The sequence below is a fragment of the Pelistega ratti genome, assembly GCF_009833965.1.
Lineage (GTDB): Bacteria > Pseudomonadota > Gammaproteobacteria > Burkholderiales > Burkholderiaceae_B > Taylorella > Taylorella ratti.
In genome coordinates, this window is record NZ_CP047165.1 from 2,010,740 (window position 1) to 2,033,593 (window position 22,854).

Here is a 22,854-nt window from a genome sequence, read left to right on the forward strand (position 1 = left end):
TTTGCATTTATAGATAATGTGATTTTGCTAAAATTATTTTTTGCTCTCTAAGAGGTTTAAAGTGCAATTACAAGATATTAAGTTAGCCATTGTTGGCTTAGGTTATGTAGGTTTACCATTAGCAGTTGAGTTTGGTAAAAAACGTGATGTATTAGGTTTTGATATTAATAAAAAACGGATTGCAGAGCTACAATCAGGAGTTGATCATACGCTAGAAGTCTCTTCGGAAGAGTTAAAAGAAGCAGTACATTTAACATTTAGTGCTGAAAGTGATGAACTGGCTAAGGCAAATACATTTATTGTGACAGTACCGACCCCTATTGATGATTATAAGCAACCTGATTTAACCCCTTTAGTCAAAGCAAGTGAAACGATTGGGAAGGTGCTTAAAAAGGGTGATATTGTTATTTATGAATCAACGGTTTACCCGGGGGCAACAGAAGAAGTTTGTGTGCCTATCTTAGAGAAAACATCAGGACTTAAATATAATGTTGATTTCTATGCAGGTTATAGTCCAGAACGTATTAACCCAGGGGATAAACAACACCGAGTTTCTACCATTAAGAAAGTAACCTCTGGTTCAACACCAGAAATTGCAACAGTAGTCAATGCCCTTTATGCATCTATTATTGTGGCAGGAACACATAAAGCAAGTAGTATTCGTGTGGCAGAAGCCGCAAAAGTAATTGAAAATACACAGCGTGATGTTAATATTGCCCTTATTAATGAACTGGCACTTATTTTTAATCGTCTTGGTATTGATACACAAGCGGTATTAGAAGCCGCAGGTACTAAATGGAATTTCCTGCCTTTCCGTCCAGGACTTGTTGGTGGACATTGTATAGGTGTTGATCCTTATTACCTCACCCATAAAGCACAATCCATTGGCTATCACCCAGAGATTATTTTGGCAGGTCGCCGTCTTAATGATTCAATGGGTTCTTATGTCGTTTCGCAATTAGTTAAAGCAATGACTAAGCGCCGTATTCAGGTACAAGAAGCCCGTGTTTTAGTGATGGGATTAACATTTAAAGAGAATTGCCCAGATATTCGTAATACTCGTATTGTTGATATTGTCAAAGAGTTAGCGGAATATAATATCCATGTTGATGTTTATGACCCATGGGTAGATGCAGCAGAGGCAGAGCATGAGTATGGTATTACCCCGATTAAAACACCTGATATAGGGGCATATGACGGTATTATCCTTGCGGTTGCACATGAACAATTTGCACAGATGGGTGTAGAGGCAATTCGTGCATTTGGTAAGCCAGAGCATATATTATATGATTTGAAATATCTGCTTAAACCAGAAGATGCTGATATTCGTTTATAGGATAGCAAAATGAGTCAATCTTTTGAGCAATTACAAGAAACCTTAAAAGCAAATCCGCGTACATGGTTAGTAACAGGTTGTGCTGGTTTTATTGGATCCAATCTTATTGAAACGCTACTTAAATTAGAGCAGAAAGTAGTGGGATTAGATAATTTTGCAACAGGACATCAGCGCAATTTAGATGAGGTGCAGTCTTTAGTTTCACCTGAACAATGGGCAAATTTTACATTTATTGAGGGAGATATCCGTCATCTTGATACATGTCGTACCGCTGTAAAAGGGGTTGAATACGTTTTGCATCAAGCAGCATTAGGTTCAGTTCCTCGCTCTTTAAATGATCCGATAACCAGTAATGATGTCAATGTCGGCGGTTTCTTAAATATGTTGGTGGCGGCTCGTGACGAAGGGGTGCAGTCTTTTGTATTTGCTGCTTCTAGCTCTACGTATGGAGATCACCCAGATCTTCCTAAAGTCGAAGATAAAATTGGTAATCCTTTGTCTCCCTATGCGGTTACTAAATTAGTCGATGAACTCTATGCGCGTGTTTTTGCACAAGGTTATGGATTTAAGTCGATTGGTTTACGTTATTTTAATGTTTTTGGTAAACGACAAGATCCTAATGGTGCTTATGCCGCTGTTATTCCAAAATGGGCTTCAGCAATGATCCACCAAGAGAATATTACCGTCAACGGTGATGGTGAAACAAGCCGTGATTTTTGTTTTATTGAGAATGTTGTTCAAGCTAATTTATTAGCTGCGGTTAATATGCCAGAAAGTGGCTTTGAGGTTTACAATGTCGCCTATCATGCTCAAACTACATTAAATACCTTATTTAGCTATATTAAAGAGCAGCTTTTAGCCAATGGTATCCATTATGATAAAGCCCCCATTTATGCGGATTTTCGTAAAGGGGATGTGCGTCATTCTTTTGCCAATATTGACAAGGCTAAAAAACAGTTAGGGTATGAACCACATTATTCCATCGTACAGGGTTTAGCAAAAGCAATGCCTTGGTATATTCAGTTCTTGAAATAAATTGAGTGCAATACATTCCTCTAAAAGCGACCACATGCGCATTGTCTCTGGGGCGGTGCGGGTCGCTTTTTTCTTGATTATCGGTAAGTTGGCAGGTGCTATCAAAGAAATGGCTATCGCACATCGCTATGGGGTGAGTGATGTGGTAGATGCCTATCAGTTTACACAAAGTATGGCAAACTGGCTTCCTACAACGATTGTTGGTGCTTTTTCGGTGGTTTTAATTCCTGTATTAGTTAAATTAAGGCACTTGGGACGAGAAGAAAAAAATAAATTTGTTGCCGAACTACAAGCATGGATTTTCTTTATTGGCATACTTATTATGTGCTTTACGTGGTTTGTATGGCCTTGGGTGATTGAATATACTTCTGGTAAATTAAGTGAAACCGCCAAAAGTTATACCAACGAGATGATAGGGGTATTTGCACTAACCGCTTTATTAATCTTATTGATAGGGGTTAATATGGCGAGGCTAAGAGCGCTTGAACGCCATATTAATAATTTATTGGATAGCCTCCCAGCGTTATTTATTTTTGCGTGGGTTATATTATCTCCGAATGATGTTTCTATTTGGCCTATTTTATGGGGAACATTAAGCGGTTATCTTCTACAAACTATCTTATTATGGTATTTGGCTGATAAAGCAGAAGGAGAACGATTTATTTTCCCCAAATGGCAGTTTCAATCTGAACATTGGTCGATGCTAGTACAGGCAGCAGGCTTTATGTTGATTGGGCAGATTGCATTAAGTTTTGTTGCGCCTATGGATCAAATATTTGTTGCTCAAATAGGAAATAATGCGAATGCGACAATGGGGTATGCGACACGGTTAGTGGCGGTTATTATTGGTATTGGTGCTGCCTCAGTTGGACGAGCCGCCTTACCAGTATTGGCAGATGTGCAGTATAGGGGAGATGCTTATCAGGCTAAGGTCATGGCACTTAAATGGTCGCTTGCTATGGTGGGATTGGGTGTATTTTTCTTAGTTATAGCTTGGTATCTTGCGCCTTTTATCGTAAAAATTGTTTTTGAGCGAGGTGCTTTTACGGCACAAGATACCATTGCCGTAGCAGAAGCCTTACGCTATGGTTTAATGCAAGTCCCCTTTTATTTTGGGGTACTTATTTTAGTACAGTTATTAGCGAGTCAAAATCGGTATAAATTAATGGCAGGCATTGCGTTAATTAATTTTGCCGTAAAATTCCTGATGAACTATTTACTTGCCCCTCATTATGGTATCCAAGGGATTATGCTAGCAACGGCAGCGATGTATCTATGTTCGTTTATTTGTTATTTTATCGTAGCATGGCGACTACCTTTACAACCTTCTGCTACACATTCTTCAGTATAGTATGGCTAAAGATAGAACACTCTCTTTAATGATCGTTATTCCTTCTCTATTAGGGGGTGGGGCAGAACGTGTCGCTGTTGATTTGGCAACGTATTGGCAACGTAAAGGCTATGAGGTTACGTTATTAACACAATCAGATAGCGGTACGGATGTGTATCATCTCCCTTCTACTATTTGCCGTATTTGTACCCATCAGTTAGGGCAGACTGGTATAGTGGCACAGATTAAAAAAGTATGGGCTATTCGCCGAGCGATTAAACAATACCGTCCTGATATTGTGATCGGTATGATGACAAGTTCATCAGTAATGTCTATTCTTGCTAGTATTGGTTTATCTGTCAACGTGATAGCAACAGAGCATGCGCACCCACCTTCACAACAACTTTCTTTTTTTTGGCAGAAACTAAGGCAAATGACCTACCCTCGAGCGGCAAAGGTACTTGCGCTTACAAAAATGAGTGCGGATTGGATTCATCAGCATATCCTTCATACTTCTGTTGCTGTTATACCTAATGCTGTACGCTTCCCTTTACATAATCAGCCTCCGTATATTCCTGTGCAAAAACCTGATCAAACTAAATTGTTATTGGCGGTAGGACGATTGCATACTGAAAAAGGATTTGATGTGTTGTTAAACGCTTTTGCACAAATTGCAGATGCGAATAACCAATGGCGTTTGGTTATTTTAGGTGAGGGTGGGCAACGACAAGCACTAGAGGATCAAATACAGCAATTAGGGTTAGAAAATAAAGTTAGTTTACCCGGTCGAGTAGGTAATCTTAAAGATTGGTATGAACAAGCCGATATGTTTGTGCTATCTTCTCGTTATGAGGGGCTTTCTAATAGTTTGCAAGAGGCAATGGCAAGTGGTTTGTGTGTTGTTTCATTTGACTGTGATACGGGCCCTAGAGAGGTGATTAGAGAGGGGATTGATGGTGTATTGGTAAGACCGGTATCCGATAGTAAGGCATTAGCAGAATCTTTAAATCAATTAATGCGTGATGAAAACTTACGACATTATTATGCGAGTAATGCACCAGAGGTGATTCATCGTTTCTCTGCACAGGAAATTAGTGAAAAATGGGATGATTTATTTAGCACTTTATTAGGTTGTCAATAGATTATCTAAAAATAATCTTATGATTTTATAAGAAGTCACTCATGATAATAAAAGCACTGCCAATAGTGTTAAGTTGCTCAAACAGTTCTTACATTTCATTCTAGAAAACTCGCTCGGTTAATCACTATTTCTCCGTGCTTTTTAAAAAGAGTTTAATGAATGATTTTTTTATAAGGAATAAGTTTAAATATCAAATAGGTGCTTTTATTTACGAAAAATAGAGCAATAAATGAATCAAAGAAGTAGGTCATTTGGGCAATATAGCCATAATATCAAATAATTCTCAGCATAAAATGATAAGATTTTATCCCGTATTGATATGAAAAGGTTATCGGTATTGTTACCCTTTTGCTCATAGGTAATCTAGGATAAAATGGATAAACAGTATTCCTCTTTAGGGTAATAGATAGAATAGGGGATAAAAGTAATGTGTGGCATTATTGGACTAATAGGGTCATTTGAACATAAGCAACAGGTTTTAGAGCAAGCTTGCAGACGAATTAAAGAGCGAGGACCAGATAGTGAGGGTGTATGGTTAAGCCCTCAGCAGCATATTGGTCTTGCTCATGTACGATTAGCCATTCAAGATTTATCTCATCAAGGTCATCAACCTATGCATAGCGAGAATCAACGCTATGTTTTGGTCTTTAATGGTGAGATTTATAACCATCTGAGTTTACGTGGACAGATTAACGATAAACAATGGCGAGGGCATTCTGATACGGAAACCTTACTGGCTTGTTTTGAACAATGGGGGGTTGAAGAAACGCTTAAACAGGTAGTAGGTATGTTTGTGTTTGCTTTGTGGGATAAAGAAAAAGAAACATTAGTGTTGGGGAGAGACCGCTTTGGAGAAAAGCCTTTATATTATGCACGAAGTGCGAAAGGGCTTTTATTTGCATCTGATTTAAAAGCCCTCATGCCGATTGATGGATTCTCTCGTACGCTTAATAAAAAAGCGGTTACATTATTCCTTCGTCATAATTATATTCCTGCACCTTATACTATCTTTGACCAAACCTATAAATTGCCTCCTGCCAGTTATTTGGTTTTTACAAAAGATCAGCTCTTTCATCAATATGAATGGTCTATGCCTAAGGAATATTGGTCAGCATATGAGGTAGCAAAACGTAGTAGTGATCGTTTGTTTACGAGTGATGAGGCGGCAATAGATGCTTTTGATGGGGTGTTGTCATCAGCGATTAAAGATCAAATGCTTGCCGATGTTAAACTGGGGGCTTTTTTATCAGGGGGAACAGATTCTTCACTTATTGCCGCATTAATGCAAAAACAAAGTGATGTACCTGTCAAAACTTTTTCTATTGGCTTTAAAGAAGAACAATATAATGAGGCAGATTATGCGAAAGCAGTTGCCCAGCATTTACAAACAGACCATACAGAACTTTATATGGGTGCTGAAGATAGCCTAGCCTTAGTTGAGTATTTACCTAGTGTTTACAGTGAACCCTTTGCAGATTCTTCACAACTACCTGTTTTAATGATGATGCAGATGACTGCTAAACAGGTTAAAGTGGCTTTATCAGGTGATGCTGGTGATGAATTATTTGGTGGCTATAATCGTTATCATCGAGTCTTAAAATGGTGGGATTATCGCCACAAAGTACCTAAGATTTTGAGACCGATTTTAGCAGATATTTGTATGGGTATGTCTAAACAGTTTACTTCCCTAGAACGACAAATAAAGTGGCAACAGCTTGCGATGGTACTTAAAGCCAAAAATAGTGTGGCTTTTTATAAACCTTTTGTTTCATACTGGAAAAAACCAGCACAACTTGTTCCTGGAACACAAGAGTTACCTGATCCTTTTACACATCATCATTTACGAAGTGTATTAGAGACAATGATGATTACGGATACACTATCTTACTTACCTGATGATATTTTAGTGAAAGTAGATAGAGCCGCCATGTATTATTCATTAGAGACACGTGTTCCTTTATTAGATCATCGGGTTTTTGAGTTTGTCTGGGATATTCATCCTAGCTATAAATGTCGAGAAGGAACGAGTAAATGGTTAATGAAATCTTTGCTCTATCGTTATGTTCCTCCTGCTTTATTGGATCGACCTAAAAAGGGCTTTTCTGTGCCTTTAGGGCAATGGTTAAGAGCCCCTCTGAAAGCGTGGGCGACTGATTTATTAAGTAGCCAGCGGATTAAGCAACAAGGTTTATTAAATGATAAGTTGATTCAGCAAGTATGGCAAGAACATCAATCAGGGAAAAGTGATTGGAGTGCTCAATTATGGGGGCTATTAATGCTTCAAGCATGGTTAGATGCTTATGATATTTCTGTGTAGTGGTAGTGATGAAGATACTCTTTTTACTTAGTTCATTAAATGCGGGAGGTGCAGAAAGGGTAGCGTGTACACTGGTGAATGCTTGGGTGGAAAAAGGGTATGAGGTTGTACTTGTACCTTGTTTTTCACAAGGCAATGGTCAGTCTTTTTATCCGTTAGATCCAAGGGTAAAAGTGCATTGGTTAGCGAATGATTTACCTCGTCTAAAATGGTTAGCAAGAATCGTTAAACCGTGGATATTAAGAAAACTAATGCGTAAGGAAAAAGCAGATGTGATGGTGTCATTTTTGACGAATGTGAATGTCATCAGTTTAATGGCATCAAAAGGACTTCATATCCCACTTATTGTATGTGAACGTTCTGACCCTTCTTTTCAGAAAATTAGTGCATTATTACGGGTTTTAAGGCGTTATTTATATCCGCAAGCAAGGGTAGTGATGCTACAAACAGAGCAAGCGGCACAACGATTTGCTGAAAAAATGCCTCCTTTGGCTCAGATAAGTGTGGTACCTAATCCTCTACCTTTAACATTAGAACGTATTTCACCTAATCAACAAGCACCAAATATCGTATTGGCGATGGGAAGATTAGTCCCTAGTAAACAGTTTGATCGTTTAATTCAGTGCTATACCTCTCTTGCGGATGCGTTTCCAGATTGGGTTTTACATATTTATGGAGAGGGGCCTGAAAAAGGGGCTTTAATAAAGCTTATCCAAGATAAGGGTTTACAGCATAAAGTGTTCCTAAAAGGTAAGACAAACGTACCATGGGAAAAAATGCGGCAAGCACGTATTTTGGCGATGAGTTCCCGTTTAGAGGGATTTCCTAATGTTATGTTAGAAGCGATGGCATGTGGGTTACCAGTGGTTTGTTATGATTGTCCAAGTGGCCCTAGAGAAGTTAGTATGGACGGTACTGTTGCAAAATTAATTCCGCTTAATGATGAGATTGCTTTTCAAAATGCCCTGCGTGATTTAATGCAAAATCCTTTATTAAGAGAACAATTTGCAAGACAGGGGCAAGAGAGTGTTTATGCCCGCTTTTCACAAGAACAGGTATTGCAACAATGGGATACTTTATTACAAGAGGTTATCCTAAAGGGGTAAGTATATGAAGAAACCACTAACGATTATTCATCTTATTAGCGGATTAGGACAAGGTGGTGCAGAGACGGTACTCACTCGACTGATTACCCATTCTACCTATCAGCATTGTGTTGTGAGCTTTAGTGATGAAGGGGTTTATGGAGAAGTATTAAAAAAAGCAGGAATTCCTGTCTATACACTGAATATGCAAGCGGGTAAGTTTCGCTTGAGTGATTTTAAACGTTTAGTGGCTTTATTAAAGACGCTAGAGGGTGATCTTATTCAAACATGGATGTATCACGCGGATTTTTTTGGGGCTATTGCGGCTCGGAAAGCAGGTTTTAGGCATATTGCATGGGGCGTGCGTAATTCAGGAGATAGTTTAAAGAATAGCTCTCGCCTTACCTATTATTTAGCACGAATCAGTGCCATAGCGTCTCGTTTTTTACCTGAAAAAATTATTGTGTGTGGAGAACAGGCAGCCAGAATACATATGGCATGGGGATATGATCAACATAAAATAAAAGTTATTCAAAATGGTTATGATTTAAGCCGTTGGCAAGCAAATCCTATCGCTGGTCATGCGTTAAGGCAAGCATGGGGATTAGCCGATACAATCCCAGTGATTGGTTTTGTGGCAAGATGGAATCCATTAAAAGACCATGCGAGTTTATTAGCCGCTTTTGCTATGGTTAAGGTAAAATACCCGTCAGCCGTTTGTATTTTAGTTGGTAAGGGATTAGACGTACAGAATACAGTATTACTGTCAATGCTCGATAGACAAGGTTTAACGGTTGGTAAAGATGTGCTATTAATGGGTATGCGGACAGATATTCCTGAGCTTATGTCGGTTTTAGATGTTCATGTTTTATCCAGTATTGCAGAGGGATTTCCTAATGTAGTCTGTGAATCAATGGCTTGTGAAGTCCCTAATGTGGTTACAGATGTAGGCGATGCCGCTTTAATTGTGGGGCAATATGGGTGGATCGCACAAGCGGCTAATCCAAAAGATTTAGCACAAAAAATAATAGAAGCCTTGGATTTTGTAGGAAAGCCTAAGCAAAGTATGGCACATATTCAACAGATTAAACACTTAGGTGAGCAGGCAAGACAGAGTGTACTTGAACGATTTAGTTTAGCTAAAATGGTTGAGCAATATGAAAGAACATGGGCTCAAATGGTAGAGAAAACAGAAATACATGAGTAATAATTATCGGTAAATGATGTAATGGTATTTCTCTCTCAATAATAATGAATAGATAACAGTGGTATAGGATATTTTATGCTTAAAATATTATTTGTAGTGAATAATCCAGATTTCTTCTTATCGCATCGAGTAAAGATTGCGCTAACGGCGAAAGAGAAGGGATATGATGTTCATGTTGCTACTATGCAGGGAGAATCTGTTAAGGTAATAGAAAGTTTAGGGTTAAAGCATCATGTGTTGATGATGTCGCGTAGTGGAACAAACCCTTTGTCAGAATTAAAATCTTTGTTTTCCTTATATCGCTTGTTTAAACGTGTTAAACCTGATTTAGTTCATCTTGTAACAATTAAACCTGTTTTATATGGCGGTATAGCTGCGCGATTAGCACGTGTACCTGCGGTGGTTTATGCGATTTCGGGATTGGGTTTTATTTTTATCCGTCAGAAAAAGGGAGTAGATTTTCTTAAAGGGTTAATTAAATATTTATATCGAATAGCATTGGGACATACGCATAGTCGTGTTATTTTTCAGAATAAGGATGATTGTGCAACCTTAATGCAGATGGGTGCTATTCAATCTCAACAAGTGGTGATGATTCGTGGTGCTGGGGTTGATACGGAGGAATTTGCTCCAACACCTAATGAGCCTTCTTTGCCTATTAAGGTGACAATGGTTGCACGATTATTAAAGGATAAGGGTGTTCAAGAGTTTGTTGAGGCGGCTAAGCTGGATGTTGAGAAAAAATTCGTTTGGCAAATAGCAGGTGGGATTGATACAGGAAATCCTGCTTCTATTACTCAGGCAGAGTTTAATAATATGCAGTCTTATGTCAATATGCTAGGGGAACGTAAAGATATTGCACAGCTTTATGCTCAATCCCATATTGTGGTATTGCCGTCTTATCGTGAAGGTATTCCTAAATCATTATTAGAAGCGGCGGCAAGTGGTAAACCTATTATTACAACAGATGTACCGGGGTGTCGAGATGCTATTATTCCAAATGAAAGTGGTTTATTGGTGCCGGTGAAAAATGCCCTCGCTATTTATGAGGCAGTGATGTATTTAGCACATCGGGCAGACTTACGATTATCTATGGGGAAAGCAGGTAGGGCATTAGCTGAAAGGGAGTTTGCAATGCCGATTATTATTGATAAGCATTTAGCGGTTTATCAGGCATTATTAGAAAAATAATTTAAGTAAATATTAAATCTGTTTTTATTAAAGCACTACAAATAATGTTGAGTCGCTCGAACAATTCTTTCGCTACACTACAGAAAACTCGCTTGGTCAATCATTATTTCTCCGTGCTTTTTAGTCTAATAATCTTATGATTTTTTATAAAAAATTAGAGTGAAGATTAGGTATTTTGAATAAATATTAAACCTGTTTTTATTAAAGCATAGCTGATAACTAACCCCATAGGGATTCAGGGGTTAGTAAAAATTAAGTATTAATTAAACTTGGGTTGTACTTGCTTTTTCGTGGGGATTTCCTTTTATCCCAATATGTGAAATTTCACCGGTTGGTGTAATGGAATAGGCTTGACCAAAACCGTGTACAAAACGTCCTGTACCAAAAGTTAATTCAATAAGGTCAAAATCGGTAAATTCTCGGATGGTTTTAATCCCTCCTACTTTATTCATTATTTCAGCTAATTTATCCAGAACTTTTTCTACAATGGGATCTTCTCTTGGTATAAATCGGGCAGTAGCTTTGTAACGAAGACGAGTGCGTACAATAATGGATTTGGCTTGGCTTTCATCTTCTAAAAACATGACCTCAACTTGACTGGGGTTTCGTTTGATATTGTCGTAATGTTCTGCAATAGCACTGATATAAATATAGTTTTTCCCATCAAGTGAGACAATGGGGGCATAAGAGGCAATGGGTGATCCTTCTGTATCCAGCGTGGCAAGTATGCAGCTATTGACACTCTGACGGAAGGTATCAATTTTGGCTTTGATGCGGTGATGATTAGTGAAGGGTTTACTTTCGGTACAAAGTTTAATAATGGCTTTTTTGATTGTGTTTTCATCTGCTGTTTGGGGAAATTCTACTCGCAGTTTTTTACCATTATTGTATTCAAAATCTAAACCATCGAAATCGACATGAGTTAGTTTAACATCGGTAACGGCTTTCTCTGCGCCAAATTTTTGGCAAAGTATCATCATATCATCTTGGTGATGATCATTCATATGCGTAATAATTCGATTGAAATCCATTTGGACTCTCCCTATTAACGAGTTGTTTCAGGCTACCTTTCTGTTTTGTTAATAAGAAAAATAGTGATTATTATACAAAAGAAAATAAAATATTATAAAAAATTACAATTATAATAATTATTATTCTCATTTATAAAAATCTATTAGGATAAATGGATGGTTAATCCGTCATCATAAAAGTACAGTAAGATAGTTGGTGTATTATGTTATTAAGTTTGAATCGTTTTTGATGATAGAGAGAATATCCCCTGTCAGCAGAGATTTTCTTAGTTTTTAGTCATCATATCTTATGGTTAAGTATCTATCAACGTGCTGCAAAGTGTGGTAAGTTGCAGTTCTTTTGCACCTTGCTCCTGAAAAATCGCTTAATTCTCTATGCTTTCTCTGTGCCTTTTGGTGGTTTTATTGATTTTATAAAAATTTGTTCTTCTATTGTTGATATTCCGCTATAAAAAATACCGCCTCGTTGTTAAGGCGGTATTTTGCTGATATGAAGAGTAATTATTTAACGGCTTTTAATAATTCTTCTGCCGCTAAAATGCCGAGTTTATTCCCTGCAAGGGGGCTATCACCCGTTAGTAATTTACGATCTTTATGTACTTGGCCAGTGATACCTTGATTCATTACTTTCATACCGAGTGTTTCAAGGCGTTTAGCTAATAACCAAGGTAATTTACCCGGCATATAGCCAATATCAATATTTGCCCCTTCATCTAAAGCATCTGGGAATACGCATAACTCATAGCCTTTGAACGGAAAATCACTATCTGCACGCTCAATAGCAGCTGCGGCTAAGGCGGCAGGGCCATGGCAAAGGGTGATTATAAATTTATCATTGTTAATTGCCCAATCAAGTATTTTTTTATTTCTCTACTCTCAGGTAATTTATTAAAAGCACCATGACCACCGGGGATTAAGACAGCAATATAAGGAGAGTCTTCTGCGGTAACAGTATCCATAATATCGGCTAATTTATGTGGTTTATCAAGTTTAGGTAGATAGGTTGTATAGATTTCAGCTACTGCTTTATCTTCGGCGGGCATTGCCCACATTTCAAATTTAGCATGATTACCTGATAGTGTCGCAACATCAATTTCAAATCCTGCCTTATGAATATGTAGCATAGGCAATAATGTTTCTACAGGGTGATTACCCGTTGAGAACCATGTTCCGTTTTGCATTTGTAAATAACGTTCATCCGTAGCGATCATTAATACTTTATGTTTGCCACCTGTATAAGGTTGATCAAATTTTACGCCATCAAAATCAGTTACTTTACTAGTATATTGGCTTAAAGAGTATTCAGAAGGGAAAAAGGCATTATGTTCTGTACGGTCAGGAACGGGTTGTTTACTTAATTCAGCCATTTTATTCTCCAAAAGAGTGATAATGAAAGGTCTCGTTAGAAAGCGAGAGTTAGATGGATATACCTTACAATAAGGTGAGGTAATAGGTTGGTTTAATAATGCTAGGTATATCTGATTATTAAACTGAAAATAAGGTTAATAAGAAATAATGTAAAACCTTAAAAACTTAATCTGTAAAGGGATATGCTAGTCCTCATTTATTCATAAATGAAGAGTGGTCTGTAAGTGGGGTATTTTAAAGGGATTTCAACGCAATTAGCGGTAACTGTTTGTTCTTTTTATTAGGAGATTGTAAGGGATATATAAGAAAAAATATTACCATATCCTTATATAAACCGCCTTAATGGATAAGACGATTTATGATAAGGCAATAGGTTATTTTTACAGTGTATTACACTTCTTGACGAGTCAAGAGAATGATAAATATAGTGTCAATTTCCTTTGGTTAGATAGAGAATAATAAAATCTTATAAGAATAGTCTATAAAAGATAAATAATTATGCATAGAATAAATGGATTTTTTGGATAAGTTCAAAAGCATACGCTTTGGCTTCTGCACGCTGTTGTTGAATCATTTGAGTATTACGCCCTACATAACTAACACCATTTAAACAGCTTGGGGGAATAAAGACTAAATTACACAAATCGGCGGTTGTTTTGAAGGCGGTAAGATAGTCATTAATATAATGCCTAAAAATACCATTGGTATGGTAAGCCTCCTCTGGAGCACCAGTGGTAAATGAGATAAAGAGTCTTTTCCCCGCTAATTTGGCACTAGAACCATGAGCAAAGCCGTATGTAAATACATCGTCTAACCATTTTTTCATTAAAGCAGGCATGGCATACCAATAAAATGGGAATTGCCAGATAATAAGATCTGCTTTTAATAGTGCTTTTTGCTCTGCTTCAATATCAATATGATAGTCAGGGTAAAGTTTATCAAGCTGTCGCATATCGGCTTGAGGAAAAGCTTTTGTTAATTCCTCAAGGATAGTACGATTAGCAACAGAATGATTTAAGTCGGGATGACCTGAGATAATTAACATAGATGACATAGTAATACTCCATACATAATGAATACTGCAATATTAAGTGAGAGTGGTGTCAAATAAGAAAGTAATCAGGTTATTGAATGTCTCCTAAATATGGAATAATTTTTCTACATTCTGATGGGCAATCATTGCTTTTTCTTGGACTGAAATAGGTAGTTGATGGAAAAAGTCATGTATGCCATCTAAACTCTGATAAGGGTAATCGACAGAAAAAAGAATACGCTCCGCACCTAAAAGGCTATAAATAAAATTAAAATGTGGCTGCGTTAGCATACCACTAGGGGTTACAAAAATCTGATCTTTAAAGGTCTGTGTTAGGGTTCTTTTTAGACCAGAAGCGGCTAGAGGAATAGAATCATCTAATCGCTGTAAATAAAAAGGTAGCATTTCTCCCCAATGACCACTAATGACGGTTAAGTGAGGATTATTATCAAAGGCACCAGACAACATTAAACGCAATAGTTGTATCCCTGCTTCATTATGCCAACCCCAAGCAAAGGTTGATAAACGATTGCTTAATTCAGGATTAAAGCCACTGTAATAGGCTTGTTGTACAGCGGGAACAGGAATCCCGGGGTGGATATAAAGAGGTACTTTTAATGTATTAAATGCACTAAGTAGCTCTTTATATTGTGGTGCATCTATAAAACTATCACTTGGGCGACCATTCAATAAAGCTCCTTTTAATCCTAATTGCGTGACGGCACGCTCCAATTCTTTAATCGCTATATCAGGACTAGACCATGGTAGTGTTGCAAAGGCTAAAAAACGATTAGGATGAGCCGCTACCGTAGAGGCTAAACGGTCATTCACTTCTTGGCTGAGTGATAGTTGGTCTTGTATAGGTGCAAACTGAGGAAAACCACCAAGCGATAGTATTTGCATATCAATACCTGCCTTGTCCATATCGTTAAGGCGTTCTTTCTCCCAGTCTAAGGCTTTACGAGATGAGTCTGTGTTAGCAATAACCTGAGGGCGACTATGATCAGGATTGTTACCGTCTTGAACTGTTTTACCCCAATCAGGTAAATAAGGAGCTACTTTTAAAGCATTTGGCATAGAGGCTTGTAATGTTGCTGAATCAAGAACATGCTCTTCTAAACAAATAATTTTCATCTTTGTTTGACCTTGTTGTGTTGAAGATTGAACGATAGGGGAAAGAAAAGTGCTTGAAGAAATAGCAATACTACTAGAGAGAAATTGTCGGCGAGTGATAGGCATGATAATAGTTTGCTAATATCATTAATAAAGTGGATGAATTTATTTGTGAGTAAACAAACGATCCATCCACTTACTTGTCTATTTATGCTGTTAGTGCTTTAACAATGGCTGTCCCTACTGCTTTAGCAGAGGCAGGGTTTTGTCCAGTGATAAGGCGACCATCTACAACGACATTTTCAGCCCAGTTTGGTGCTGCTTGGTGTTGTGCTTTATGCTCAATTAATGCTGTCTCTAGTAAGAAGGGAACGACCCCAATACCTTGTACTTCTTTTTCCTCTTCATTGGTAAAAGCAGCTACTTTTTTATTGGCAACAAGATATTCTCCATTACTTAATTTAGCATTAACGAGAGCGGCAGGTCCATGACAAACGGCAGAAACGATTCCACCACTTTCATATACCTCACGGATAATACGTTGTGCTTCTACACTATCTTTGTAGTCCCACATCGTACCGTGACCACCTGCAAAAAAGACTGCAGAATAATCAGCACCATTTAGCTCAGCAAGGCTTGGTGTCTTCGCTAGACGTTGTTGAAAATCTGTATCTTTCCAGAAGTGTGCATTGACTTCATCACTTAAATCAAAGCCATCAATAGGCGGTTGACCACCACGAATAGAAGCGATCACAGTCTTGAATCCAGCCTCTTCAAGTTCTTTTAAAGGATGGGTTAATTCTGCTAGCCAAAAACCTGTTGGAATACCAGTAGCTCCTTTAATAGGATGGCTTGTTACAACGCATAATACGGGTTTTGTCATGACTATTTCCTTATATTTTGTGCTGTTCATCGAATAAGTTTTCCCATAAGGTGTAGTTACCAAAGGGAATATAGGTAAAGTCAATTAATCCTGCTTTAGCGAGTGGAAATTGACTACATGCTTCTTTTGCTTTTTCGATGCTTTCCGCTTCGACAATAACGACTACACCAGGGCGATCCTGACGGAAATAAATTTCACGAATAACATCAGATTTGAGCAAAGACCAAGCATGCTTTGTTTCATCTAATAAGTATGGAAGGTAGTCTTCAAAAACAACACCTTCTTTTGGAACATCAAGAACTAATATACGCATTTTTTCTCCTTTTTATGAAGGTTTAATGAATTAATTTATATGAAATTTCATTGACTGAATATTCAATTTAATAAATTTTAATAGTTGAAATTCCATTTTTCAAGAAATTGATTGAAGATTGAGGAAGTAGATAAATTTAGTAACAAAGGGAATAAATGGCACAACTTACACCCTCAATTGCCGATACTTTAATAGGGAAGAGAATGCAGCTTCGACGTAAAGAACGTGGTTTAACGGCAGACCAACTTTCTGAGAAAATTGGTATTTCTCAGCAGCAGTTACTTCGTTATGAACGAGGTGATAATAAGATTAATATTAATCATTTGATGCGAGTAGCAGAGGCTTTAGAAACACCACTTAATTGGTTTTTTCTGGATTGCTGTTCAAAGGCGACTTTAACCAATGAAGAATTAAAAGCACGCTATGATTTTCACTGGCAGCAGTTTGATGCGCAGCAACGTCAAGCTGTTGTAAACTTCTTGGATTTTCTAAGTATAGGTTATCGTCAGAAAGAAGAAAAGTGAAGAGTATAACGGTTAGTCTGCGTTATGATAGGATTGATGACGGCAAAATAGTGGCAGTATGCCGATGAAATCGTGTATGTAAATCAAGTAAATGGTTTAAAGTATTTCAATTAATTGCTTTAATAAAAATCGTTGTTAGTATGACGCAAAATGTAGTGTTATATGTCAAAGTTTAATATATTTTTATTCTTTGAAATAGGATATTTCAGAGGGCTATTTTTGAATACCTTGAGTCTATAAAGATATACCTTATATTGATAGCGAAGAAAAGTTATCTTGATGATGAATATAGCGGATATTGTCTCTCTCCATCTTATAATAGGTTTATGGAGGGTTGCCGACTGAGTAAAAGTAATAAAAGAGGACTTATTTTCCTACCATAAGTCCTCTTTTACTCTTTAGAAATTAACCTGAATATCAGGTGCATATTCTGCTAATAGGGCTTTAAACTCTGCTTTAATACGAGCAAGGCTATCCTCATTGCGTCCTTCAAAACGAAGTACGAGTACAGGGGTTGTATTAGAGGCACGAGCTAAACCAAATCCATCTTCGTATTCAGCACGGATACCATCAATCGTAATTAATTGTTTAGCTGTTGGTAGCTTAGCTTTTTCTTGAAGAATTTTAATTAAGGCATGAGGTTGTCCTTCCTGCATTTCAACCTTAATTTCAGGCGTGTTTTGGTCTTGAGGTAAGGCTTCTAGTACCACCGAAGGATTTTGCTCTTTAGAAAGAATTTCGAGTAGGCGTGCGCCAGTATATAAACCATCATCAAAACCATACCAACGTTCTTTAAAGAAAGTATGTCCGCTCATTTCGCCACCAAGCGCCGCATTTAATTCTTTCATTTTTTGTTTAATGAGGGAATGCCCTGTTTGCCACATGACAGGTTTGCCTCCTGCTTGTGTAATTTGTTCAGCCACATGGCGGCTACATTTCACATCAAAAACAATTGTCGCATGAGGTACACGTTTAAGAATATCTTGACTATATAAGATCAATTGACGGTCAGGCCAAATAATTTGTCCTGATTTTGTAACGACACCAAGACGATCAGCATCACCATCAAAGGCAAGACCTAATTCACAATCGGTTTGTTGTACGTGTTTGATTAAGGCTTCTAAGTTGTGAGGATCGGCTGGATCTGGGTGATGATTAGGGAAATTGGCATCTACCTCACAATATAAGGTATCCACTTGACACCCTAAGGCTTTAAATAAGGCAGGTGCTACTTTACCCCCAATCCCATTACCAGCATCAATGGCAATATGCATTGGACGAGAAAGTTTTACATCAGTGGTAATACGTTGGATATAATCAGGGACAATATCTAGTATGATTTCTTTACCTGATGCTTTTAGTAAAGGTGTATCTGCAAGGGCTATCATCTCTTCTTTTAAACGAGTGACATTTTCCCCATAGATAGCTTGACCATCTAGCATCATTTTAAAGCCATTGTAGTTAGGGGGATTATGACTTCCCGTGATGGCAACACAAGCACCAATATCGTTAGCATAAGTATAAAAATAGACAAGAGGAGTAGGGACCATACCAATATTAATGACTTCTAATCCCTGATCTTGTAAACCTGCTGATAATTGTTGAGCAAGAGAAGGGCTACTATGGCGACCATCAAAACCAATAACAAATTGGGTATGACCAAGGGATTTTGCCCGTTGCCCTAATGCTCTTCCCAATAAAAAAGCAAAATCATCATTGATTTGTGAGGGAACAATTCCTCGAATATCGTAGGCTTTAAAAACGCTAGAATGGATCATAAAGACACCTTCTTATAAGAATAAAAGCAAATAATGCCATATTATGCGTTTTTTTTCGGTAGAATGACTTATCTTTTCAATAAATAGACAAAATATTTTTAGGTGATTTATGTCATTAATTCCTCTTCTTAACGATATTGTTGGTGCAGAACATGTATTAACGGGTGATGATGCTACGGCTTACCTCTCGGATTGGCGCGGCCGTTACACAGGTAAGGCATTAGCCGTTGTTCGTCCAGAAAATGCTGAAGAAATTGCGGCGATTGTCCGTCTTTGCCAACAGTATGAAACACCTATCGTCACACAGGGAGGCAATACAGGTCTCTGTGGTGGTGCTACGCCTAGCAATAAAGGGGATGCTATCGTTATCCTAACCACACGATTGAATAAAATTCTTAGTATTGATACGGATAATGATACGATAACTGTTCAGGCTGGGTGTATTTTACAAGCTGTGCAGGAAGCAGCTGCTAATGTTGGACGACTTTTTCCGCTTAGTCTTGCCGCAGAAGGAAGTTGTACTATAGGTGGAAATTTAGCGACTAATGCAGGTGGTACACAAGTGTTGCGCTATGGTAATGCACGTGATTTAGCCCTAGGTCTTCAAGTGGTAACGGCTGAGGGCGAAATTTGGAATGGTTTGCGAGGTTTGCGTAAAGACAATACAGGCTATGATTTACGTGATCTTTTTATTGGCAGTGAAGGAACATTGGGTATTATTACTGCAGCAACCTTAAAACTTTATCCCCAACCAGTTGCCAAAAGTACCGCTTTACTGGCATTTGAAGATATTCAAAAAGCCGTTAAAGTCCTTTCTCGTGCAAGACAAGGATTTGGCTCAGCCTTAACAGGGTTTGAATTAATGTCTGCGTATTGTTTAGAGATCGTGCGCCGTATATTCCCTCAAATTAAAGTGCCTTTTGCACCAGAAACAGCACCTTGGTATGCATTGATTGAAATTTCAGATAGTGAAAGTGCTGAACATGCGAGAAACCGTTTTGAAGAGGTGATCGGAGCTGCCTTTGAAGATGGGGATATTGTTGATGCTGTTATTGCAGAGTCAGGGCAACAAAGCCATGAAATCTGGCATTTGCGAGAAAGTATTCCTTTAGCAGAAGCAGAAATTGGTAAAGGGATCAAAAATGATATTTCTATCCCAGTTTCTAAAACAGCAGCATTTATTGAAAAAACAAATGCTTTACTACAAGCACAGTTCCCTGGTATTCGCCATATTATTTTTGGCCATTTGGGAGATGGTAATCTACATTACAATATAGGTGCGCCAGATGGGCAAGAAGAGGGTTTTTTAGACTATCAGAAAGATGTTTACAAAATTGTCTTTGATAGTGTTGCTTCTTTTGAGGGATCTATTTCAGCTGAACATGGCATTGGTCAGTTGAAAAAAGATATATTACCTGATTATAAAGATGAAGTAGAGTTAGCTTTAATGCGTAAAATTAAGCGAGTGCTTGACCCCAATGCGTTATTAAATCCGGGGAAAGTCATTAATAGTGTTGAGTTGTACTAATGAAAGGATATGGTGAGGATTAACCGTTTTATTACCTATCTATTGAGTATATGCTTACCGTTGGGTATTGCGTATGCTCAAATCCCTGATGTCTCTCATACTGATAAGGTAGAGGCATCAGAGGATAAGTCTATTACAATACCGATAAAAAAGAGTATTTTTCAACTAGAGGCGTTTATCAATACGCTTAGTGTGGTAGAAGATGATTTGCTGGAAGAAGAGCCTGCAATAGATTATCTTTATTCTCTATTAGAGGAAAATTTTCAGCAATTATTTGGTTTGCGTTTACCTGATAAAGATAGTACAGATCCCGAAGAGGTTTATCATGTGCTAGCTATTGAGGCAGCGATGGTCGATGGCCATTATGAATGGGCGGCACAGAAGGCGCTTAACTTTACGTTACATCATAAAGTTGTGTTATCTACGGCGAAGTTGGCAATTAGCTATTACTATATGCAAGGTCAATACGAAAAAGCGTTTGAGGGTATAAAAGCCGTTTATAACAGTGATGTAAAAGATGAATCGGTGAGTAAGCTTTATGCGCTGTTATTAGGATTAACGGGAAGAGAAGAGGCGTTTATTCATACCTTGCAGGATAATATTCGTACCGCAACAAGAGAAACGTTATCAGAGCGGTTACTACTAAATGCGTCTATCCTAGAAGAATTAAAAGATGCTGAAAAAGCCTTGCGTTTATTTGAAGAAACAAGCGCTCCTTTTTTTAATAGTGAGTGGCAAAAACTTAGCAGTCGTTCCGCCTATCATCTCTACTATGCTGATTTTGCTATGGCAGCTAATTATACGGATTTGGCATGGAAAGAGGCTTTTGAGGCGATTCATTTGGATCGACAATCTGCTGAGGCAGCAAGTCGAATTCTTCGTCTTTCCTTGGGCCCACGTCGGGTACAGGGGATGAATTTTGTTCGTGATTTTTTACATAAACATCCACAGAATCGGCGGTTATACCTTGATTATATTAATGAGTTAAGTCGTGATGGGCGCTATACAGAGGCTATTCAAGAAATTAAAAAAATGCAAAAAAATGCACCAGAGGATTTTGAGCTGTTATATTTTCAGTCTTTAATTCATTTTGATGCACAGCAGTGGGTGCAAGCACGTCAGGTGCTGACACAGTATATCAGTATTCAACAACAAAGAGTTAAATCGCTTCCTAAAGAAAGTAGTAGTGCAGATGGTCTGTTGTTGGATGCGAGAAAATTAATGGTAGTTATTCTCAAGGCAGAGAAGAAATATCGTCAAGCCCTTAATCAGCTAGCATTAATTCCTCCAGAGGAAGTTGGTGTAGATGTTATCATGGAAAAGGCTAGGCTTTTGGTTGAGGTAGGCGAGATTAAAACGGCATTAACCGTATTAGAAAAGGCTGCCGATGCTTTTCCTGAAAGTCGAGTAAATTTTCTCTGGCTAGGAGGTAATCTATTAAATGAATCAGGGCGGACAGATCAAGCTGTTGTTTATTTTAATGAGGCTTTAAAGGCATTTCCTGATGATATTGAGATTAAATATGCCCTTGCTATGCTATATGAAAAAAGAGGAGAGTTATGGCCAGCAGAAAAACTATTAAGAGAAATTATTAAAGAAGATCCTCAAATGTCAGAGGGTTATAACGCATTAGGTTATATTTTTGCGGATCATCAGTATAACTTAGAGGAGGCGAAAGAATTATTAAATCAAGCCTTACGTCTTGATCCCAATAATCCATATGTATTAGATAGTATGGGGTGGTTACATTATCGCCTCAGAAATTATGATTTTGCGTTACGTTATTTAGAGCGTGCTTTTGAGATAGAACCACAAGCAACGATTGCTGCTCATCTGGCAGATACTTATATGGCACTTGGTAACCAGCAACGAGCAAAAGAAGTGTTAAAAATGGGCTTAGAAGACGACCCACAAGATACAGTCTTACAAGACACCATAAAACGGTTAAATTTAGGAGTGAAGTAGTGTATAAAAAAATATTGCGTTACTTGTGTATAGGGGTAAGTATTACCCTTGCTGCTTGTACAACAACATCTCCCGTTAAGGAAGATACTTTTTCTAATGAAGAGCAATTACACCGTACAGGGAAATTTGCTGTATTGGTGTACGATAAAACAATTGATAGAAATAGTGATTCTGTACAAGGTAATTTTAACTGGCTATCGACAACACAACAAACAACATTGGATTTAAGTAGTCCTCTTGGACAGGTATTGGCAAGAGTGATGGTGTATCCAGACTATGCGGTATTAGTTCGTGCAAATCAGGAAAGATTAGAAGCAAGTAATCCAGATGCTTTGGTGAAATATGTATTAGGGCGAGAGTTTCCTGTGAGTGGATTGAAATATTGGATTCGTGGTGAAGCTATGCCGAATATAGCGGTAGAAAAGGCACAATACAATGAGCAAAAACAACTGAGCCAGTTTGTACAAGCAGGTTGGACAGTTTCATTAAGTGAATATGATAAGTATGGCCCTAAACGTTTCCATCTATTAAATAATCAGACGACTGAGCGTATTACGATTCGTATTGTGATGCGATAATGATTTTTTAGATGGTTAAAGTTGAGAGAGATATTTTTAGATAGAAGGACAATATTTTAAAGGATAATATAAGGTCTTATAGTATTGTCTTTTATCTT

The 22,854-nt window shown here is 37.8% G+C and carries 20 protein-coding genes; 12 read left to right on the plus strand and 8 right to left on the minus strand.

All coding sequences use genetic code 11. From position 1 onward, the window contains the following. Positions 1 to 61: 61 nt before the first annotated feature. The 8 genes from tviB to F9B76_RS08780 all read left to right on the plus strand — a co-directional run bounded on the left by tviB (position 62) and on the right by F9B76_RS08780 (position 10,642). Complete coding sequence (gene tviB, locus F9B76_RS08750; RefSeq protein WP_159991773.1) at positions 62 to 1,336, plus strand: Vi polysaccharide biosynthesis UDP-N-acetylglucosamine C-6 dehydrogenase TviB; 1,275 nt, start codon at positions 62 to 64, stop codon at positions 1,334 to 1,336. 9 nt (positions 1,337 to 1,345) lie between these two features. Beyond that, positions 1,346 to 2,371, plus strand: a complete 1,026-nt coding sequence (locus F9B76_RS08755) for an SDR family oxidoreductase (protein ID WP_159991774.1) — start codon at positions 1,346 to 1,348, stop codon at positions 2,369 to 2,371. 34 nt (positions 2,372 to 2,405) lie between these two features. Beyond that, complete coding sequence (gene murJ, locus F9B76_RS08760) at positions 2,406 to 3,722, plus strand: murein biosynthesis integral membrane protein MurJ (protein ID WP_159991775.1); 1,317 nt, start codon at positions 2,406 to 2,408, stop codon at positions 3,720 to 3,722. Position 3,723: 1 nt separating this feature from the next. Then, the gene (locus F9B76_RS08765; RefSeq protein ID WP_243140634.1) at positions 3,724 to 4,842 is read left to right on the plus strand and encodes a glycosyltransferase family 4 protein; all 1,119 of its coding nucleotides are present in this window, start codon (positions 3,724 to 3,726) and stop codon (positions 4,840 to 4,842) included. 427 nt (positions 4,843 to 5,269) lie between these two features. Further along, on the plus strand, positions 5,270 to 7,159 hold the full coding sequence (asnB, locus tag F9B76_RS08770; protein ID WP_159991776.1) for an asparagine synthase (glutamine-hydrolyzing): 1,890 nt from the start codon (positions 5,270 to 5,272) through the stop codon (positions 7,157 to 7,159). Positions 7,160 to 7,167: 8 nt separating this feature from the next. Next, positions 7,168 to 8,265: a glycosyltransferase family 4 protein gene (locus F9B76_RS10390; RefSeq protein WP_243140635.1), complete on the plus strand. Its 1,098-nt coding sequence runs from the start codon at positions 7,168 to 7,170 to the stop codon at positions 8,263 to 8,265. Between the two features lie 4 nt (positions 8,266 to 8,269). Next, positions 8,270 to 9,451 (plus strand): glycosyltransferase, encoded by a 1,182-nt coding sequence (locus F9B76_RS10395; RefSeq protein WP_243140636.1) that lies wholly within the window; start codon positions 8,270 to 8,272, stop codon positions 9,449 to 9,451. A gap of 75 nt (positions 9,452 to 9,526) precedes the next feature. Further along, entirely contained in the window at positions 9,527 to 10,642 is a 1,116-nt protein-coding gene (locus F9B76_RS08780; RefSeq protein WP_159991777.1) for a glycosyltransferase family 4 protein, read from the plus strand. Positions 10,643 to 10,905: 263 nt separating this feature from the next. Here F9B76_RS08780 and F9B76_RS08785 read toward each other — a convergent pair whose 3' ends face one another. From F9B76_RS08785 to F9B76_RS08810, 7 genes are all read right to left on the minus strand, one after another. Beyond that, positions 10,906 to 11,673, minus strand: coding sequence for a HugZ family heme oxygenase (locus F9B76_RS08785; protein ID WP_159991778.1), 768 nt, complete (start codon positions 11,671 to 11,673; stop codon positions 10,906 to 10,908). Positions 11,674 to 12,174: 501 nt separating this feature from the next. Next, entirely contained in the window at positions 12,175 to 12,357 is a 183-nt protein-coding gene (locus F9B76_RS10470; RefSeq protein ID WP_341477960.1) for a type 1 glutamine amidotransferase family protein, read from the minus strand. A 137-nt stretch (positions 12,358 to 12,494) separates the two neighbouring features. Next, positions 12,495 to 13,040, minus strand: coding sequence for a type 1 glutamine amidotransferase family protein (locus F9B76_RS10475; RefSeq protein ID WP_341477961.1), 546 nt, complete (start codon positions 13,038 to 13,040; stop codon positions 12,495 to 12,497). 497 nt (positions 13,041 to 13,537) lie between these two features. Then, positions 13,538 to 14,095, minus strand: a complete 558-nt coding sequence (locus F9B76_RS08795) for an NAD(P)H-dependent oxidoreductase (protein ID WP_159991779.1) — start codon at positions 14,093 to 14,095, stop codon at positions 13,538 to 13,540. An 84-nt stretch (positions 14,096 to 14,179) separates the two neighbouring features. After that, the gene (locus F9B76_RS08800) at positions 14,180 to 15,313 is read right to left on the minus strand and encodes an amidohydrolase family protein (RefSeq protein WP_243140637.1); all 1,134 of its coding nucleotides are present in this window, start codon (positions 15,311 to 15,313) and stop codon (positions 14,180 to 14,182) included. Between the two features lie 82 nt (positions 15,314 to 15,395). Continuing rightward, entirely contained in the window at positions 15,396 to 16,070 is a 675-nt protein-coding gene (locus F9B76_RS08805; protein WP_159991780.1) for a type 1 glutamine amidotransferase domain-containing protein, read from the minus strand. A 10-nt stretch (positions 16,071 to 16,080) separates the two neighbouring features. Continuing rightward, positions 16,081 to 16,383 (minus strand): superoxide dismutase, encoded by a 303-nt coding sequence (locus tag F9B76_RS08810; RefSeq protein WP_159991781.1) that lies wholly within the window; start codon positions 16,381 to 16,383, stop codon positions 16,081 to 16,083. Positions 16,384 to 16,538: 155 nt separating this feature from the next. Here F9B76_RS08810 and F9B76_RS08815 point away from each other — a divergent pair, with 155 nt between their 5' ends. After that, positions 16,539 to 16,907 carry a helix-turn-helix domain-containing protein gene (locus tag F9B76_RS08815; protein ID WP_159991782.1) on the plus strand — a complete coding sequence of 123 codons (369 nt, stop codon included), beginning with the start codon at positions 16,539 to 16,541 and terminating at the stop codon, positions 16,905 to 16,907. A gap of 398 nt (positions 16,908 to 17,305) precedes the next feature. On the opposite strand, the gene F9B76_RS08820 is transcribed toward F9B76_RS08815, so the two are convergent. Then, the gene (locus F9B76_RS08820) at positions 17,306 to 18,685 is read right to left on the minus strand and encodes a phosphomannomutase/phosphoglucomutase (protein ID WP_159991783.1); all 1,380 of its coding nucleotides are present in this window, start codon (positions 18,683 to 18,685) and stop codon (positions 17,306 to 17,308) included. 109 nt (positions 18,686 to 18,794) lie between these two features. On the opposite strand from F9B76_RS08820, the gene F9B76_RS08825 reads away from it, so the two are divergent. Genes F9B76_RS08825 through lolB form a run of 3 tightly spaced genes read left to right on the plus strand, consistent with a single transcriptional unit; the run spans position 18,795 to position 22,756 of the window. Continuing rightward, positions 18,795 to 20,213, plus strand: coding sequence for an FAD-binding oxidoreductase (locus F9B76_RS08825; RefSeq protein ID WP_159991784.1), 1,419 nt, complete (start codon positions 18,795 to 18,797; stop codon positions 20,211 to 20,213). A gap of 9 nt (positions 20,214 to 20,222) precedes the next feature. Beyond that, positions 20,223 to 22,178: a tetratricopeptide repeat protein gene (locus F9B76_RS08830; RefSeq protein ID WP_159991785.1), complete on the plus strand. Its 1,956-nt coding sequence runs from the start codon at positions 20,223 to 20,225 to the stop codon at positions 22,176 to 22,178. Continuing rightward, the gene (gene lolB / locus F9B76_RS08835; RefSeq protein WP_159991786.1) at positions 22,178 to 22,756 is read left to right on the plus strand and encodes a lipoprotein insertase outer membrane protein LolB; all 579 of its coding nucleotides are present in this window, start codon (positions 22,178 to 22,180) and stop codon (positions 22,754 to 22,756) included. The genes F9B76_RS08830 and lolB overlap by 1 nt, the downstream gene beginning before the upstream one ends. Positions 22,757 to 22,854: the final 98 nt, after the last annotated feature.